12 protein-coding genes are annotated in these 17,866 nt (G+C 44.2%); 2 read left to right on the forward strand and 10 right to left on the reverse strand.

The window, feature by feature from the left end; genetic code table 11:
- Positions 1-437: 437 nt before the first annotated feature.
- Both AAA938_RS04765 and AAA938_RS04770 read right to left on the reverse strand, forming a co-directional pair.
- Positions 438-1,787: a Gfo/Idh/MocA family protein gene (locus tag AAA938_RS04765; protein WP_338227501.1), complete on the reverse strand. Its 1,350-nt coding sequence runs from the start codon at positions 1,785-1,787 to the stop codon at positions 438-440.
- A 21-nt stretch (positions 1,788-1,808) separates the two neighbouring features.
- Entirely contained in the window at positions 1,809-3,191 is a 1,383-nt protein-coding gene (locus tag AAA938_RS04770; RefSeq protein ID WP_420915723.1) for a 3-keto-disaccharide hydrolase, read from the reverse strand.
- Between the two features lie 171 nt (positions 3,192-3,362).
- On the opposite strand from AAA938_RS04770, the gene AAA938_RS04775 reads away from it, so the two are divergent.
- Positions 3,363-4,526 (forward strand): THUMP domain-containing class I SAM-dependent RNA methyltransferase, encoded by a 1,164-nt coding sequence (locus AAA938_RS04775; RefSeq protein ID WP_338227502.1) that lies wholly within the window; start codon positions 3,363-3,365, stop codon positions 4,524-4,526.
- 53 nt (positions 4,527-4,579) lie between these two features.
- Here the strand turns inward: AAA938_RS04775 and AAA938_RS04780 are convergent, their stop codons facing one another.
- Complete coding sequence (locus tag AAA938_RS04780; RefSeq protein WP_338227503.1) at positions 4,580-5,080, reverse strand: nuclear transport factor 2 family protein; 501 nt, start codon at positions 5,078-5,080, stop codon at positions 4,580-4,582.
- The gene (locus AAA938_RS04785) at positions 5,077-5,268 is read right to left on the reverse strand and encodes a hypothetical protein (RefSeq protein ID WP_338218875.1); all 192 of its coding nucleotides are present in this window, start codon (positions 5,266-5,268) and stop codon (positions 5,077-5,079) included. Before AAA938_RS04785 ends, AAA938_RS04780 begins: the two co-directional genes overlap by 4 nt.
- 212 nt (positions 5,269-5,480) lie before the next feature.
- Between AAA938_RS04785 and AAA938_RS04790 the strand changes: the two genes are divergently transcribed.
- Positions 5,481-8,252 carry a carboxypeptidase-like regulatory domain-containing protein gene (locus tag AAA938_RS04790; protein ID WP_338227504.1) on the forward strand — a complete coding sequence of 924 codons (2,772 nt, stop codon included), beginning with the start codon at positions 5,481-5,483 and terminating at the stop codon, positions 8,250-8,252.
- 87 nt (positions 8,253-8,339) lie between these two features.
- On the opposite strand, the gene AAA938_RS04795 is transcribed toward AAA938_RS04790, so the two are convergent.
- From AAA938_RS04795 to AAA938_RS04820, 6 genes are all read right to left on the reverse strand, one after another.
- Positions 8,340-8,642, reverse strand: a complete 303-nt coding sequence (locus AAA938_RS04795) for a hypothetical protein (RefSeq protein WP_338227505.1) — start codon at positions 8,640-8,642, stop codon at positions 8,340-8,342.
- A gap of 3 nt (positions 8,643-8,645) precedes the next feature.
- Positions 8,646-10,460 carry a C1 family peptidase gene (locus AAA938_RS04800; protein WP_338227506.1) on the reverse strand — a complete coding sequence of 605 codons (1,815 nt, stop codon included), beginning with the start codon at positions 10,458-10,460 and terminating at the stop codon, positions 8,646-8,648.
- A gap of 412 nt (positions 10,461-10,872) precedes the next feature.
- Positions 10,873-12,966 carry a M28 family peptidase gene (locus tag AAA938_RS04805; RefSeq protein WP_338227507.1) on the reverse strand — a complete coding sequence of 698 codons (2,094 nt, stop codon included), beginning with the start codon at positions 12,964-12,966 and terminating at the stop codon, positions 10,873-10,875.
- Between the two features lie 315 nt (positions 12,967-13,281).
- The gene (locus tag AAA938_RS04810; protein ID WP_338227508.1) at positions 13,282-14,583 is read right to left on the reverse strand and encodes an amidohydrolase family protein; all 1,302 of its coding nucleotides are present in this window, start codon (positions 14,581-14,583) and stop codon (positions 13,282-13,284) included.
- Positions 14,584-14,603: 20 nt separating this feature from the next.
- Positions 14,604-15,995 carry an amidohydrolase family protein gene (locus tag AAA938_RS04815; RefSeq protein WP_338227509.1) on the reverse strand — a complete coding sequence of 464 codons (1,392 nt, stop codon included), beginning with the start codon at positions 15,993-15,995 and terminating at the stop codon, positions 14,604-14,606.
- A 10-nt stretch (positions 15,996-16,005) separates the two neighbouring features.
- The gene (locus AAA938_RS04820) at positions 16,006-17,697 is read right to left on the reverse strand and encodes an amidohydrolase family protein (protein WP_338227510.1); all 1,692 of its coding nucleotides are present in this window, start codon (positions 17,695-17,697) and stop codon (positions 16,006-16,008) included.
- Positions 17,698-17,866: the final 169 nt, after the last annotated feature.

Raw genomic sequence — 17,866 nt, forward strand, 5'->3', positions numbered from 1 at the left:
ATTATTCAATTTTCTGCTTTCAGGTATAAGAGGAGAAAAATGAGTTTTAATATGTGGTTTAAGGTAGATAGAAGGAAAAATCATAACAATCCCTACTTGCTTGGAATTACGGAATCGATTGCGAACTATTTGTTTTATAATAAAACTTAATGTGGTCTTTTATTAATTTTAAAAAATAAAATTCTGGATTGTAAAATGGTTAAGTAGTCTGCGAGTTTTTTGAAAATCTAGCAATACCGTAAAAAGTGTGAATAAGGATATTTTATGCAATTGTTTCCGAAAAATTGAATCTATGCTGGACTATGGATCCTTTTTCTTTTGATAAGTGAAAAAACTATAGGTACAAGAGGGATTTTGATTATGCAAAAAAAACACCCCCAACCTATTCGGATGGAGGTGTCTGGTATATAAGAAAACCAAATTGAATGAACTGTTGATTAAATTTTCGGAGGTTCCCAGCCTTTTTCGTATTCTCGAGTCCAAAGCTTCATGGCTTCTTGGGAATTGAGAATATGTCCATTTTTTGGATCACATGTTAAGGTCTCTCCAGTTCTGCTACTGATATTGGCCAGATGGCAAAGTAGGGTAGAAACGGCACCTTCTTCAATATTGGAATTCTGCTTTTCCAGACCTCTTACAGCATTGAAGAAATTGACCACATGGGTTGTACTCATGTCTCCTCCGCCTCCTAATACGGTACCTCCCTCATTATTGTTCGCCAAGTTCGATTTTACTTCTTTTCCTGATCGATCAAACTGCTTGTAACCACCCCGGTCCACGTAGACTGAGCCCTCGGTTCCATAGATAATCGTCCCCCGATCGGAGCCATATGTTTTATAATTGTTCCGGCTTTTCCCATCCCATTGGATCACTTTCCCTCCTTCAAACTTAAAGGTCGCATCCATGGTGTCATACATAGTCCAGCCGTCTTCGGGATAGTGCATCTTGCCAGAAACCACCATCACTTCGGAAGGATAATCTACCTGAAGGGCCCATCTTGCCACATCCAATTCATGAGTTGCGTTGTTACCGGTCTCTGCCGTCCCGTAATCCCAACCGTACCAATGCCAGTTGTAATTCCAGGTGTCATGCATGTAGGGCTTTCTAGGTGCAGGACCTTGGAAAAGTTCCCAGTCCAAGCCTTCAGGAGCAGCCTGCTGCACAGGATTGGGTACCGGGCCTCGGTTATTGCTGTAGAAGGCCTTGGCCATATATACATTTCCGATAGCTCCATTATGAATGGCAGCGATGATTTCCCGGCTTTCCGGGGCAGATCGCTGCTGATTGCCCATTTGTACGACTTTGTTGTATTTTTTTTGAAGCGCAATCAGCAATTCTCCTTCTCGGGGATTGTGAGAGCAGGGTTTCTCTACATATACATGTTTTCCTCGCTCCAGTGCCAACCAAGTACCCGGTGCATGCCAATGGTCTGGAGTGGCATTGATCAGAACATCAACTTCTTTGTCTTCCAGTACTTTCAGAATGTTTTGTTCCTGCTTGGGCTGGTAATCAATCCATTTCTCGAAGTTTTTGGCGGCCTTAGGCATCTGCGACTGCATAGCATCGCAGAGGAAAAGGAGATTCACATTGCTTGATTTCAATCCAATGGGCTCGTAGAAGGCGCCAAGTCTTCTTCCCAATCCTGCCAAAGCAACATTGAGTCGATCATTTGCACCGATGATTCTGCCATAGGATTTGGGTGAGAAAGCAAAGGTCCCCAGAGCTGAAATCCCTATACCAGCAGCTGCGCTTTTCTTGATAAACTCTCTTCTATTGGGTTTAGCCATGGTCTTTTGGGTTAAAGGAAATCAATTTAAGGTTTTTATCTTGATGTTTTTGAAGCTGACTTCATCTCCATGGTCCTGAAGCAGAATATGGCCTTGAGGAGCTTCACCAAAGTTTTCCCAGATCTTGTATTTGGATCCCGCTACCAAGTCCCTGAATTCCTGAGAGCCTCTCACATACTCCACGACTTTGACTCCATTGATGTAGTGCTCCACGCGATTGTCAGGATAGACGACTACGCGGCCTTTGTTCCATTCTCCTATTGGTCTTACAAATCTCGGCTGCTTGCTGGAAGTAATGAGGTCATACAAAGAGGAAAGGGTGCGGTTTCCGTCAATTCCCATTTTGGCATCCGGGTGCTTTTCATCATCCAAAATCTGGTATTCCAGTCCGATGGCCGAACCTTTATTTCCTTCGGTTAGCGTGACAAAATATTTTACCCCGCTATTGGCTCCTTCTGTCAATCTAAAGTCAAAGGCTAAGTCGAAAGCGGAGAACTGCTCGGTGGTCACAATGTCACCCGCGTTTTGGGATTCGCTTCCGTCTGTTTTTGCGATGGTTAAAACTCCATCGGTAATGCTCCAACCTTCAGTAGGGAAATCATCTTTTTTGGCACTTTTCCAACCTTCACTGTTCTGACCGTTGAAGAGAAGCCTCCAACCATTAGCTATTTCATAATCTGTCAGTTGATTGAGTCGGTTATTGACTACCGGGAGGTCTTTGCCCCAAGGTTTGGGGTCCAGATTCTCAGTTTTGATCTTGACATTTTTGAAATAGGTTTTTCTCCCTGCATCCTCTGCATTTCTGATGCTGTGAACCTGAAGTCCAACAAAACCTGTTTTGTCCATGTCATCTACCACATAGGCTACTTCCTGGCCATTGAGCCAAGTTTTGATTTCGTCTCCGATTGCTTCGATACGGTAATGATTGTATTCTCCGAGTTTGAAAAGGGACTTAGCCTCGGGATTGAGATCTACCGGATACAGCCAGCCTCTTCTAGCCTCGTCGTAGATTCCGGCTGACCAGCCTCTTTCGGTAGGGTCAGCTTCGATCTGATAGCCGAATACCAAGCCTTTGCCATCTCTGGCTGCTGGGTCATATTGTCCTCTTGCCATCACGCCAGAGTTGCTGCTGGTATGTTCTACTTTCAGTTCCAGCTCAAGGATGTAGTCTCCGAATGTTTCTTCTGTAATCAAAAACGTATTGGGAGAACCGGCCACTGCAGTTCCGATGATTTCTCCATTGGCTACATCAAAGGTGGCCGTACCCGCCACGACTTTCCATCCGCTGAGGTCTTCTCCATTGAATAAGTCTCTCCATCCGTCCTCCTGCTTTTCTGTAGGTCCACAAGACCAAAGTGTCATTAGGGTGAGTGAATAGACTAAGAATCGATTCCTGTATTTCATAAGTATTTTGAGTTAGGGTCTGAGGTAAAATTCCCGATTTCAGCTTGCTGGGGCAATGAATTTACTTTCCAAATTACGCAAACGATTGCATCTTTTTTGGGCTTTGGGATGAATGGTAAGGGATTGAAAGTCTTTTTCCCAAAAGCCAAATAGGTTTGATTACCTTTGTCCATGCTTGATTTTAACCAAAAAGGGAAGGTATTCATTACCTGCAAGGACCGCTCGGTAAGTTATTTGGAAAAGGAGATTCGGGAACTGGGATTTGTGCCTGAGGAGATCGTGAGGACTGGCATCAGTATCAAGGCATCTCTGGAAGATTGCATGGATCTCAATCTTCATCTAAGGACCGCCTCCCATGTGCTCTATGAGATCAAATCCTTCTATTTGCGCTCTGCAGAGGATATTTATCGCAGGTTCAAAGCCATCCAATGGGAAGAATACTTGGATGTGGATGGTTACTTTTCTGTGAATTCGGTGGTAGAAAATCAATCCGTAACCACTCCTTTGATTGTCAATGTAAAAGTAAAAGATGCTATAGTAGACCGGTTTAGAGATCTATATGGAAGGCGACCGGATTCAGGAGCAGATTTCTCGGGTTTGGTTATTCAGGTTTTTTGGAAAGAAACTCAAGCTACTGTCTATCTGAATACTTCGGGTGAAACCCTTGCCAAGCATGGCTATCGCAAAATTCCCGGAAAAGCCCCCATGATGGAGGCTTTAGCCGCCGCTACCATTTATGCCACGGAGTGGAATACTCGTGTGCCTTTCATCAATCCCATGTGCGGCTCGGGTACTTTGGCGATCGAGGCCGCTTTGATGGCAACCAAAAGATATCCTGGGCTATACCGGGATCAATATTCCTTCCAATCGATTCTGGGGTATGACCCTGAGGCATTTTTGGCCAAAAAGCGAAAACTGGAGAATAAAATCGTGGAAGCAACTGAGGTGAAAATTATCGCTTCGGATATTTCTCTGCAGGCCATCTCCTTTGCCAGAGAAAATGCTGCCTATGCAGGAGTGGAGCACATGATTGAGTTTCAGGTTTGTGATTTTGCTGAGACGGAAATTCCGGAAAAGCCCCGGGGTGTGATCATGTTCAATCCGGAATACGGAGAAAGATTGGGTGAGAATGATGAGCTCGAAATCACCTATCGGCGAATGGGTGACTTTATGAAGCAAAAATGTGCAGGATACAGAGGCTATATTTTTACCGGAAATCTGGAATTGGCCAAGAAAGTAGGCCTAAAAGCCAGCCGAAGGATCGAATTTTGGAACGGGACGATTGACTGCCGCTTGCTCAAATACGATTTGTATTCAGGAAGTAGGGAGGCTTAGTGGCCAGTTTGCAGTAGGCAGTTTGCAGAAAGTACGTTCTTAAATAGAGTTGATTAATGCAAGCTGACCACTTTGGAAATCTTCCAACCTTCGGAACCTTCTTTCCAGAAGATCATAAACCGACCCACCTTTCTGGGTTCGTTTGGCGGGTTGTCTGCATTGATGAAATAGTGTAGGCCCATTTCTACTGCCCCAAAACCCGGGATAGAATATACTTCAATGCTATTGGGAACCAAATGCCGGGTGACCCTACCGCAAATGTTTTGTTTGGTCGATTGGACTATTTCTGATTTGCTTGTGCTCAGCCCTCCCTGATCATGATAGAATTCCAATTCCTCGGCATAGAAATCTGCATAAAGCTCCAATTGGGTCTCGCAGGTATTGTAGTATCCGAAAAACTCCTGGTCTAACTTTACGATAGTTTGATATAGATCAAGATCGTCCGGAACATAGTTTTCTGTAATCCGATAGTTCATTGAATCCTGGGCCATTACAACTCCCACCTGTGCCAGATAGAAAAGAGCGGTCAATATCGGTTTGTAAAATGAGCTCATTTGTATCCGACCAATCTAAATGGAAGCATAAAGATATTTCTCACCAAGTCAAAGCTCAGGTCTACCGCAAACCCTATCAATCGGAAGGGAAGCAGCAATAACCAGATGATTGGATAAAGTACTAAAGCTACGATGGCAATGGGCCAACAGAGGACAAAAAGGATACACCAGAGAATAAAAGTCAGCATGGTTGCAAGTTTTTTTATATCCTTCACCAAAGGCTGTTCCAAGTTATTGTTTAGGCTTTTTTCAGCGTACGGGGACTTTTGATTGGATTTACTGTTCTAAAATGAACACTTGGATTTTGAATTTTGGACACAAGCAGGATTTCTTTCGGGAAAATAGATTATTGAAATAAAAAGCTTAGTTTGAGTCTTTTACCCGAAAAACCTGATTTCCGATGAGATTTCTTTGGATTGTTCTTCTTCTTTTTCTTTCTCCCGATCTCCTCTCACAGACTGTTTCAGGAATTGTCACTGAAAAAGGCTCAGGAAAGTCTCTGCCTTTTGCCAACGTATTTATCAATAACTCCACGCTTGGTTCTGCTACGGATGAGGAGGGGAGATTTTCGATTTCAGGAGATTTGCCAGAGGAATTTGAGCTGGTAGCATCTTTTGTGGGTTTTGGAACTCAATCGGTTCAAATCAAAAGAAAAGGGAGTCGAACCTTTGTTCAGAACTTTGAGCTTGTTTTTTTGGAGGATCAACTTTCCGAGGTCGAACTCAAGGCCAAGCGCGACAAGAGCTGGGAACGAAATCTCAAAATGTTCAAAGAGGTATTTTTAGCTGTTCCGGATGATCCTTTCGGCCGGGATATTGAAATATTGAATCCCTGGGTCATCGATTTCGAAACAGTCAAGCCCGATAAAGGATTTAATTACACCAAAGCCTCCGCCCAGCAACCCTTATTATTGGAAAATAGGGCTTTGGGGTATCGAATCGATTTTTATTTGCAGGACTTTAGAATGCTCCGAAATGCCTCCCGCTTTTTTGGACAGGCATTTTACCAAGAACTTCCGCCTGAGAATTCCCTAACTGATTCTACCTGGATGAGGGAAAAAGAGTTGAATTATCGAAACTCGGTAAGACACTTGGTTTTGTCTATTCTTTTGAAGAATTCAGGAGCCCAGGGATTCGAACTTTACATCGCCAACCCGAAAATACCCAAAGAAGACCGGACCAATGATTTTTACTATGAGTTAAACAAATCCATTGTTCCATTAAAACTTGAATTTGTCTATGTGAAGCCTCTTGGAAATGGAACTTATCGAATTTTTCTTCCGGAGAGAGTGGAGGTCCACCATTTGACTAAACCTTGGCCAAATGACTACTACACCAATATTTACCATGCCATCTCGTGGATAATGGCTCCCTCCGGGCATTTTGATGTGGACCAAAAAGGCACGCTGCTGCATCCTACCCAGCTAGTTTTGTCGGGATTTATCGGAAGGCAGCGGATGGCTCGATCCTTACCCTTGGATTTTATTCCTGATGAAAATTTTGCGGGTTTTTTGGATGAGTTGGAAGTATTTCAAAATCGCCATAATCTCTTGAATAACCTCCGGGAAAAGCCATGGCTTACCACCAATAAGGCCTTTTATTATCCCGGAGAGACCCTATGGCTGGGAGGGAGAATGCTCTATCAAAATCAAACCAAACAGGATACACTGAGCAGAGCGATTCATTGGGAGATAATTGATGAACAGTTGAATTCTATTCAGAAGGGCTTGTTTCCGATAAAAGACGGAAAAATATCCGGAGGGCTTGTGCTCGCTGATACCCTTTCCAGACGGAATTATCTTCTCAGGGCTTACACAAGATGGAGCATGAACTTTGGGGAAATGGACTTTTTCGAGTTTCCCTTTCCTGTCCTTGATCCTCATGAAAAATTGGAACAGCAGGTGCAGGAGGAAGAAGAGCTTTTTGGTGAAATCAAGGTGGTTCCTAAGTCTTCTTTTAATGATTCCACGAATTACAGGGTCCTTTCCTTGGAGTTGGAATTTTTAGACGAGTTGGATAATCCTATTGATGGAGAGGTGGTTGTTTCTGCTGCTGAAGGGGCTCTGCAAATGGAAGTGGAACCGAAGTTTCGTTTGGAAAAAGCATTGGATTGGTTAGACCAGCCATTGAAAGAAACCTTTGACAGTGATCTGCCTCACCCCATAGAATATGGGGTATCTGTTTTGGGTAAGTTTTTTCCAGAAAAAAGGAAAGATCCTTTGGCAGTACCCATCACTTTGGTGCAAGGGGACCTGGAAGATTATGGTCAGGTGAGTTCAGATTCATCGGGAGTTTTTTGGGCGAGCGGATTCCAGTTTAGGGATTCGGCACAGGTTGCGATTGCAGCTTTGGATAAAAAGCTTCAACCCTATGGAAGTGTGGAACTTATTCCTTGGGAGCGGCCGGGCTTCCGGGGATCTTTTCCAAAAGCCTCGTATCAAGTCGTTAATATTCCAGAATCTGCTAATCCATTGATGGATTTATCAGGTGATTTCATCCTGTTGGAAGAGTTTGTAAAAGAGGCAGAAAAAGAGAAAGAGTCACTGGCAGAGCGAAACTATGGGTATGGAGAACCTAATCGCGAAATCACTTCGAATGATTTAGAAACTAAGACATGGGGAGAGATATTAGGATTGCTTCAGTTGAATTCCGCCACCCTTAAGTTTCGGAATTTTACATTCGGAGAGAGTACTGGTTCGCCCTTGTTGATTATTGATGGGGTTTCGATGCCCTTTTTAGAAAAGGACGAATTCAGGGAGAGACTTTTTTCCTTCGAACCTTCCCAATTGAAGTCGATTAAAGCATACAATGACAACATTTCCAATGTGGTTTTTGGGATGGCAGGATATTCAGGGGTTTTGATGATCGAGACCAAAAATGGCTCTCGTACAGGGCCTGATTCTGATAAAAGATTCAATTCGGAGGGATTTCAGATGTTTCCAATTCAAGGATATTCCACATTTCCGGAGTTTGCCTCTGTTCCTCCAAAGGATCTGTACCTAAAGCCAAAAGCTACGCTGTATTGGAATCCTTTGGTAAAAGTGGAAAATGGACGCTTTAAGACACTTATTTATGTGCCTTATGGGACGGAACGAATCAATCTGAGGGTGGAAGGTAATAGCTCGGATGGTCAGCCCATCTATCAATTGATACCGATCCAGCTGAATAAATAATGCTCTAAATAGGATTTGCCTGATAGGATAAAAAAAAGTGCTACAAGCCTGCAGCACTTTTTACTTTTTAAATCTATTCCAAGGGGATTACTTTACCTCAACCGATACCTTTTTTTCTTTGACTGCAATTCCTGATTTCAAATCTATAAGAGATGAAATGAGAATCCCTTTCCCGGGATTATCTGCCTTCAGCGTGTAAATGCAACCATGAGATCCTTCTATATCCAGACCTTCTTCCTTTTCGAGCCTAATAAAATCAGGTAAGATGATTTCTGGGCTCATCATGAAGAATTCACGAGTCAGTGGATGAGTCACGGATTGCACCCGATAGGTTTTACCCTTTTCCAGGTTCAAAGATTCAACAGTATCCAGTTCAAAGTCTACTTTCATGATTTAAAGTGTCCAGACTAATCTGAGTTTTGCTGTAGAATAACGTCTCAGGAAGGCGACATTATCCGAAATGACATTCCACCAGATATCTGCCTGATTTCCTCCTGAAAGGGAGAGAGAGTCCAGATTGTAGGTCCAGGATGAAGGAACGTCAATGGATTCTTTGTATTTGTACCGACTGCCGTCTGAGTTATAGACTTCAAGATAAGAAATGTGAAGTTTATTCCCTGATTTGGCATGGACTAGCATCTTGAAGGTTCTGCCTGCGTTGGTTTTGCCCACAAAAACAGCAAAGTTCAAAAGCTTCGAATACACCGAAGTGGTGGACATATTCATGGTGCTGATGTTGTCGTGATTAAGACCAGCCAGATTGTATCCGATACAGGCTTGGGCATTGTTTCTCGGAACGAGATTGTGAACCCCAGCTCTAACTCCTTCCCACCAAAAGTCGGCATTGGTGCTCGTTTCCCGACCGGTATCCAAATCACAGAGATAGGAACTTCGGATAATCAACGCACTTCGCGTGAGATGCAAACTTCCATTCGGATTGTACACACGGAGATTTCTCAGGTAAAGATTGTCTCCTGCATAGGCTTCGGCCACGGCAAACCTGCCGGATGAAGTCTTGAAGAACACCACTGCTGCACGTAAAGCTGCCCGGCTGATTTTGGAGCTGTTGTAAGGGGCCAAAGCAAGTTTTCTCGGAAGTGGATTCGGTGGTGCAGCCGGAACAGTGCTATGTACCACAAATCCGTATTTGGCACAAGCCCGGATGAAATTGTAATGAAAATATCCATAGCCATTGTGTCCCCAAGTGGCTCCCCAGCTGTTTTTGACAATGAAATACTGCTCATTTCTATTGTATCCGACAATCAACATGGCATGTCCACCTGAGTTGGCTGGACTGCCATCGCTTTTTAAGAATGGGTCTAGAATATCATTATTGTCCTTATCATCCCATGAAGCATGGCAACCAAAGACAATGTCGTAACCCTGAAATAGAAGGGCTTCTAAGTAGCGGGTATTTTTGATGCTTTCTCCCACCAATCCCTTGTCTTCGATGATCTTGTAGCTCCCAATCCCGAAGGATTGATTGTTCACTGCGGCCTGAGGTGGGCCATAGGTATTGTTGGCCACCATGTTGTTGATGGTAGTTTGGCTTGAAATGTAAGGCCATTGGCTTTCCAAGCAGACTCTACCATTGCTCCTTGCCAAGAAAGGCGCACCATCAGTCGTTTTGAGTCCGTTATCCTGATTGTGTGGGCGATTAAGAAACTCATTGAACTTGTAATGGGTGTACTGCTCCGAAAGATTGTCTGAGATATGCGGAAAAGCTTCCAAGACAGCCATACAAGCATGAGATACGCAAGTACCTCTACCACCTTGATCTTTGACTGGAGATTGGTTGACACGATGGTCTACCACTTCTGGCATATTGGCTATCAAAGCATCCGCTACTATACTTACCGGATTCAATAGTCCAGAATCCACGGCATAATAGCTTTTGAACGCCTGTAACTCTTCATCAATGGGTTCTGCAGATTTTTTGTCTGCTGCACTTAGCTTGGGGACATAGTCAAAATCATCCGGACTGATCAGGGAGATCTCCCTGAATTCAAATCGGGTAGACAGCTTAAATGAGGCTGGATCCAAATCCAATACCCCGGCATAGGAGCGGGGAGTTTTTCTCATTGCCTTGAAAACAAAACGATTACCGATTTTTTGAAATCGCTCAGACAAATCGGTGGCTGAGGAGGCTATTTTCGCTTTTGCTTTGAGTGCGTCAAGCTCTTCCTTCTTGAGGGTTGTTTTTGCCATTGGTTTAAAAATTTAGGTTAAAAGAAAATATAATCAGAGCCTTTACGGGCAGCTAACTCTTGAAAAGTCGAGTAAACACTTGAATAAAAGTAATTTATATAAAAGATAAGCGCAAGTTTTGATTTGAAAAAAACTACAAGTACGCTTTTGCTTAATTCCGAAAAAGGATGCGCTTTTAGGATTCCACCCTCGTCCAACAGAATTCTGTATTTAGCTTTAGCCTTTACAGAAAGCAATGTGATTTTTGATAGGCCAAAAATTTGAATTGTCTAATAAGGCAAAAAAAGAGCCTGTCTCAAAAGTGAAGTTTGTCACATTGAGCGAAGTCGAAATGTCTTCCTGAAAGCTGGAAATAGCCTTCGACTCCGCTCAGGCTGACAACGAAACGATTTATAAGAAAGCCTCTTTAATTTTAGTTCATCAGTCCAGTCAGCTTGTCTATCTTTTTACTCAGGTCCAAAATTGCTTTGGCATAGCGGGTATCCCATTCCTCCAAGCGCGAGGTGTTTTTAATGGCCACTTCGTACTGAATGCCAGGAAGAATCCAAGAAGCGTATCCTGAGAAGGGATCGTTGCAGACATAAAGAGACTTGTACCATTCTCCATAGTACATACCCTTGGGGTCAATCCAGCTTTTTTCCAGACCAATCAATCCTTTGTTGATTTTTGCCAAGTGCTTAGCGGGTAAGGTTTCCTCATTCAAAGCCTTGTGAAGTGAATTTTGGTAGGCTTCGGAGCTTTTTTCTAGTTGAGTGAGGGCAGAAGATACCTGGTCAAATCCCTGGAAATTGGGATCAATGGATTGAACATTTTTTACAGCTTGCTCAAAGTGCCCCTTCAGGTCCTGAGCATATCTGGGAACATCGTAAGGAATCACGGCTGCATTGGCCTGCCGGATAGCTACCAAGCCAAAAAGCTGAGCAACTGCACCACCCATTTTGAAGCTCGGGTCAGAAAATTTGGAGTAATAGTGGAAGTTGTCATAGTTAGAGTGATAGGCTGTTGTCCCACCCGAACCTCCGCTCAAAGAAGGAATCCCCACATGCATGTAGAATGCGATGTGGTCTGAACCCCCGCCCAGATTCCCGATTCTTGGTTCTTCATTTCTTCCTGCCCAAATCTCAAAGACAGTTTTGGCTGAATCAGGGTAGGTCACTTCTTTGGATGCATCGATAATAAGTTTCTTGAGGGTAGGAGCGGCAGAAGCTCCGAAGTTTCGTCCGGATACGCCTCCGTCAAAGTTCATGTAGGAGATCGCCTTTGCTCCCAATTCCTTTTTCAGATGCTCCACCCATTCTGTGGAACCGATTATTCCTTGTTCTTCTGCGTCCCAATGTCCAATGAGAATGGACCGGGATGGTTTTTGCCCGTTTTTGTACAGAGCACCCAAAGCCTCTGCAAAAGTAAGAAGCATAGCAGTTCCAGAATTGGGATCCGTAGCTCCAAAGGACCAAGCATCGTAGTGGGAACCAAGGATAATCCATTCATCCGGAAAATCTTTCCCAATGAATGTTCCTACGACATTATTGGCTCGGATAAAGTCCGGTTTTTGATCGACCATCACTCTGACTTTCAGGTCTTCACCTCCGGTGATTCGGTATTTGAAGTCAAAACCTCCCTGCCATTCTGCAGGAACTTCTGCACCGGTCATCCGGCTCAGGATTTCTTTGGCAGCACCATAGCCGATGGGAGTGACGGGGATGGTATGGAAATCCACCGTAGATGGATCGTCTCTTTTTACTTTTTTGGAGCCGTCAAGAGGTAGGGCAGGTCTATTGGGCGTGAGTGGGTCACCGGTAAATTCCAAAGTCAGCATGGAACCACGCTGAATGGTGGTTTCATTGAAAAATGGACCTTTTGGATAAACTTCCCCTCTTGCAAATCCGGAGTCCTTGGGATCGGTATAGACCACCAATCCAATCATCCCGTATTGCTCGGCATACTTGGCTTTGTATCCACGAAAATTACCCCCATATCGGGCAAGGGCAACTTTTCCCTTCAGTTCAACTCCCATTTCGGCGAGTTTTTGGAAATCTTCCCGAGTGCCATAATTGACATAAACCACCTCCGCGGTCACATCACCACTTCCCGAGAAAGCATTGAATCCCAAATGAAGTCTGGGGTCATCAGAAAAAGGATCCTCTTCAATCTTACCCTCCTTTTGAGAGAGAGTCATTTGTACTGGTGAAACAATCTGGAGTTCAGATTTTCCCGGATGATTTGGAAGGTACACATCATAAGGCCACACTTTGACTTCCATGCCGGCATCGGACATGATTTTGACCATGTAGTCTTTGACCAACTCATTTTCAGGTGTTCCTGCTATGTGAGGATTTTTGGTCAGTTCCTGCAGGTGGATTTTAAAGCGGTCAAAAGGAACTGCCTTGAGGTAATCCAGTTCAAATTTTTTCTGGTCGGCTAGTTGGGAAGGGAGAAAGCCGTCTTGGGCAGACAAATTCCCAAGAAATAGGCTAAGAGCTAAAGCCGAGAGTATAGTTTTTTTCATGTGGGGTATTGGAAGATTTTAAAATTGCAAAATTGAAAGATTGAAGATAGAAGAGTAAAGCTTTCGGGTGCTGAACCTCTCAGCTCAATTTAGGCCTTAAATTTTCTTTCATACTAGATTATTTTAAGGTTGAGCCGTTGTTTATGGAATATTCCAATCTTTTGCTTTTTCAATCTTTCAAAAAAAAGAGGCTGTCTCATAAATCGTTTAGTTGTCAGCCTGAGCGGAGTCGAAGGCCATTTCCAGCTTTATGGACGACATTTCGACTTCGCTCAATGTGACAAACTCACTTTTTAGACAGCCTCTTTCTGTAAATCAATTTGCTTTAAGACCAGGAGACCTTTCTAGGAATTCCTGATAAAGCCGGATATGTCTGTTGGAAAGTGGAATTCGGTATCCATCGATGAATACATGCATGATCTGTGTACGGGTTTCAAACGGATCCCCGGTTGACACAATCAGGTTGGCTCTTTTTCCTACCTCAACAGATCCATATTGGTCTGCAATACCCATGATTTCAGCGGGATTGATGGTAACTGCCTTCCAAGCTTCATCCTTGCCTAAGCCATAAGCAGCAGCAAAAGCCGCATGGAAAGGAAGATTTCTCACATTTTCTTCCTCGTCAGTTCTCAAGGCCACTTTTACGCCTGCCTTTGCCATTTTACCTGCATTAGCATAAGCTGCGTCGTATCGATCAGATTGTCTGGTAGGCAAATCCTGCACTGGTCCAGTGATTACCGGTATACCGGCTTTGGCAATCTCCTCAGCTACTCTCCAGCCTTCCGCTACACCTGAGAAAATCACTTGGATATCTTTTCCTTCTATCCATTTGATGGCATTCTGAATATCAGAAGCGGCATTGACTTGAATGAGAAGTGGCAGCTCTTTGGTGAGTACTTTGGACAAATGCTCCATCTCAGGATAGTACTGAAGTGAGGCTCCGGCATTTTTCAATTCCAGGTAGTTTTTGGCGTTGTTCCAGATCTCATCCGCTTCTTTCATGGCCTTCTCTGCATCTTTTTTGATGTCGTCGTCGGATCTTCTGTCAAATCGGCCTCTTCTTCCTGAGCTTGGAAAATTCATGACCACGGCCTTGAATCCTCCAAACATCTGGTCCGGGGTATAGCCATTCAGGTTGATCAATGCGGCTGTTCCAGGGAAAAGCCCTCCTGTAGGAACTGCCAATACAGTGGTAACTCCAGAGACTCGAGTCACCCCTATGGCTTCTGCATTGGGATTGATTGTGGTAAGTGCCTGCATATTTGGAGTTACATTTCCGATTTCTGCATAATCCACCGTTTCGGGAACAGAACTTACTTCTACCATACCCAACCGGGTGCCACTATCAATCATGCCAGGGTACACAAACATGCCCGTGCAGTCAATTACTTCTGCATCTCCTGCAGAAAGATTTGCTCCTATTTGGGCGATTTTGCCATTTTCTACCAAGACTGAGGTATTGGTCAAAGTCCCCTTGGTGATCGTTACCACTGTTGCATTTTGCAAAAGGAACTTACCCGAACGAGGTTTTACAAATTCCCCGTCTATCTGAGCTAGGACTGCCAGGGGCAAAAAGCCCAAAAGCAGCGTATAAACCGTTTTAAGTATATTTTTCATGATCTAGTCTTTTTGGGGAATTAATGTTTATGCTCTTCCAAAAATGCTCCTTGGAAGGCTTCGAAGTAAGCATCCACATCCTGCATGCATCGGTGTGCCTCTTCGTCAGCTCTTAGGAAAATAGGTTCTACCATTTCTGTAGCTGCTACTAGCTGACGCTGATCGTCCTTGTCTTTTTTAATGTCGAAATACTTGATGCCATCCACGAAAGTCATCTGAGGAACAGCATAAGAGGATAGGGGATGTCCTTCGAAAATCACCAAATCTGCCTGTTTTCCGACTTCAATCGAACCTACTTTGTCATCAATGCCCAATTGTCTGGCTGGATTGATGGTAATCATGGCCAAAGCCTCGTCGTCGGTCAAACCTCCATAACGCTGAGTTTTGGCGGCCTCATGGTAAAGGTGACGGATCAATTCTGCAGAATCTGAATTGATGGAAGTGATGGCTCCATTTCTGTGAAGAATAGCAGCATTGAATGCTGTGGAATAGTAAACTTCAAACTTGTACGCCCACCAATCTGCGAATACAGAAGCTCCCATGGTATACTCAGCGATTTCAGGTGCTACTTTGAATCCCTCATTGGTATGCTGGAACACCAGCTTTTTGATCCCGAAGTCACGGGCTACATTGATCAGCATGTAGATTTCGTCTGCACGATAGGAGTGGCAATGGATGATAATTTTGCCATCGAGGATATCAGCCAAAGTCTGAAGTCTTTCACTGTAAGCAGGTGGGGGAGTATTATTTCCTTTTTGTGCTTTGGCAGAATTGTAGGTTTCCCAGGCCTTCTTGTATTGGATGGCCTCATTAAATCCGTTTCTCAATACCGCTTCCACGCCCATTCTTGTTCTTGGTTGGATACCGTTTCCTCTTCCGTGAACCCGGGTTGGGTTTTCACCAAGTGCAAACTTGATGGTTCTCGGAGCATCCTGCATGATGATTTCGGCAGGATCTTTAGCTCCCCATCTGTGCTTCAGGGTGGCATTTTGTCCACCTACGACATTTGCAGAGCCGTGCATGGCATGCGATACTGTAACTCCACCGGCTAAAGCACGATAAATTCCGATTTCGAATGGATTGACTACATCTTTCATTCGTACTTCGGAGGTGATAGGGGATGATGCTTCATTTACCACATCCAAGGCCACGTGAGAGTGGGCATCGATTATACCTGGCATAAGATATTTGCCTGTTGCATCTACGGTGGTTACTCCGGAAGGAGCAGAAAGATTTTTTCCGATTTGCTTAATTACCCCGTCCTGAACCAAGACATCGGTATTTTCCTGATTGCCTTGAGTGACGGTGAGTACGGTTGCGTTTTTGATCAAAATGCTGCCTTTGGGTGTTTGGGCATGCAGGTTTAGCCCTAAGCCCAAGAATGCAGCGAGTATATAAGTTAACTTTTTCATACTGTTCATTTTAGAGGCTTGGTGAGGCTAGTTTGGCAGAAAGCGGGAAGGACCCGAACTGAGCAATGGACATGGTTCCCTCCATGGAAGTACCGCTGATTTCTCCGGAAATGGATACGGTAATGGCCATACCACCGGCATCTACATCAAATTCGAAGTTGACTTGATTTCCGTTGATTTTGATGTTTTTTAGCGGAGCTTTTGCTTTTCCTGACCCGGATGGATCATCATAAGTAATAGTGCCCTCGTAGCCTGAACCTTGTTTGGTGAATTCTAACTCCCCGCCGGTGGTCCCTGCTGGAGATTCGGTCTGATATTCCCAAACACCGGCAATAGAAGCACCTTCGCCGGCATTTGTCTTTCCATTGCCATTTGCAGACTTCTTTTTCACTTCGTAGTCAAAGATGTATCCATCAGCCACTACGTGCTTGATTTGCGCGTCATCCTTGAATATGGAATCGGTACTTACGATGAAATTGGCAAGCTTTCCTTTTTCGATCGTACCAGCCATGCGAGAGATACCCAAAATGGAGGCAGCATTGGTGGTCAATGCAGAGAGGGCGGCTTTTTCGCTCAGCCCGTTTTCGATCATAGTTCTTAAATTCTTCAGGGCATCTCCTGATTTGGCACCAGAGGTGGAGAAGGCAAAAGGAATTCCCGCTGCTTCTAGCATAGCCGCTTGCTTGAGTGCTGCCTCGTAGGATTCTTTTACGCGTGCATATTGAGCTTGCGTGGCTTCACTTACTCCGTCTTCCTTTTGAGCTTTGATGGCTTTATCATCAGGCAGCGACAATTGGATCAAAACTGGAATCCCAGAACTCTTCAAAAGCGGGATTACATTTTCATAATTTTCCAATCCGGTCAAAATCAGGTTGAATCCCAGTTCCTTCTGAAGAGAAATAGCTCTTCTGATTTCCAGTTCTCTCGGGGCTTCGAATATCACAGGGATTTGTTTTTGGATCACAGCAGCCATTCCCGTTTGGGTAGGAGTGGTTTTGGGTCGGGTTACCCCGGCATTGGAAGCAAACATGGATTCATGCTCAAGGGCCAAAGTTGAATTTTGATATACATCACGAAATTTGGCCATGACACCGGCAGCAGTAGCAGGATACATTCCTCTGGACCCGCGGAAATTGGCTGCTAGGGCAGTGTTGGATCGGATCAGATTGGTGGATTTTCCATCGCCCAAAACCATTACGGCTGACTTGCCGGGAATCATGCCTCCGTCAGGCAAAAGATGGGAAATTGTGAAGCCCGCTTTTCTCCAGTCATTGACATCTCCTGAGGCTGGATCAAATTGATCCACTACCGATCTCCAAGGAGTGATTCCGGCTAGTTCATCCGGTGGGGCTGAAGAGACAAAGTCTTTTGGTTTTTCGGGGTCTTTAGGCTTGGTGACTCCCATGCTGCCTGCCCCATCGATAAATCCCGGGTAAATAAACAAAGAGTCTCCAGAAATAACCTGAGTTCCTGCAGGGATGGAAATACCTGACCCTACACCCAAAATCACCCCGTCTTTAAAAAGTACGGTTGATTTGGCACCAGGCTGTCCTGGGGAGGCAAAGAGTGTGGCATTGGTGATGGCGAAGGTGCCGGTTACTCTTCTTTTTCCAGTCGGATCGCTTTGTGCGCTAGCGGATTGGATTAGAATACCCGTCACCATCAATCCAAGCAAACTCGCTTTTAGAAATGGTTTTTTCATTCGATTGATTGGTTTTCTTCAACTAGCAAGCTACTAAATGACCTTAAATCATCCATTGAGATTTTTTTTTATAAACTTTTTTTTTGACTAATGGCTAAAATTGCAACTTGAAATACGATTTTATGGGTATGAGATCCATTCTTCATTTCTGAGCCTTATTTGAGTGGTC

Origin of the sequence: Algoriphagus taiwanensis (assembly GCF_036245645.1) — a bacterium.
In the GTDB taxonomy this organism is placed as follows: Bacteria; Bacteroidota; Bacteroidia; order Cytophagales; family Cyclobacteriaceae; genus Algoriphagus; species Algoriphagus taiwanensis.

Coding starts and splice junctions, on each gene's coding strand:
- AAA938_RS04765 (WP_338227501.1), bottom strand. CDS start 1,787: ATGGCTAAACCCAATAGAAGAGAGTTTATCAAGAAAAGCGCAGCTGCT.
- AAA938_RS04770 (WP_420915723.1), bottom strand. CDS start 3,191: ATGAAATACAGGAATCGATTCTTAGTCTATTCACTCACCCTAATGACA.
- AAA938_RS04775 (WP_338227502.1), top strand. CDS start 3,363: ATGCTTGATTTTAACCAAAAAGGGAAGGTATTCATTACCTGCAAGGAC.
- AAA938_RS04780 (WP_338227503.1), bottom strand. CDS start 5,080: ATGAGCTCATTTTACAAACCGATATTGACCGCTCTTTTCTATCTGGCA.
- AAA938_RS04785 (WP_338218875.1), bottom strand. CDS start 5,268: ATGCTGACTTTTATTCTCTGGTGTATCCTTTTTGTCCTCTGTTGGCCC.
- AAA938_RS04790 (WP_338227504.1), top strand. CDS start 5,481: ATGAGATTTCTTTGGATTGTTCTTCTTCTTTTTCTTTCTCCCGATCTC.
- AAA938_RS04795 (WP_338227505.1), bottom strand. CDS start 8,642: ATGAAAGTAGACTTTGAACTGGATACTGTTGAATCTTTGAACCTGGAA.
- AAA938_RS04800 (WP_338227506.1), bottom strand. CDS start 10,460: ATGGCAAAAACAACCCTCAAGAAGGAAGAGCTTGACGCACTCAAAGCA.
- AAA938_RS04805 (WP_338227507.1), bottom strand. CDS start 12,966: ATGAAAAAAACTATACTCTCGGCTTTAGCTCTTAGCCTATTTCTTGGG.
- AAA938_RS04810 (WP_338227508.1), bottom strand. CDS start 14,583: ATGAAAAATATACTTAAAACGGTTTATACGCTGCTTTTGGGCTTTTTG.
- AAA938_RS04815 (WP_338227509.1), bottom strand. CDS start 15,995: ATGAAAAAGTTAACTTATATACTCGCTGCATTCTTGGGCTTAGGGCTA.
- AAA938_RS04820 (WP_338227510.1), bottom strand. CDS start 17,697: ATGAAAAAACCATTTCTAAAAGCGAGTTTGCTTGGATTGATGGTGACG.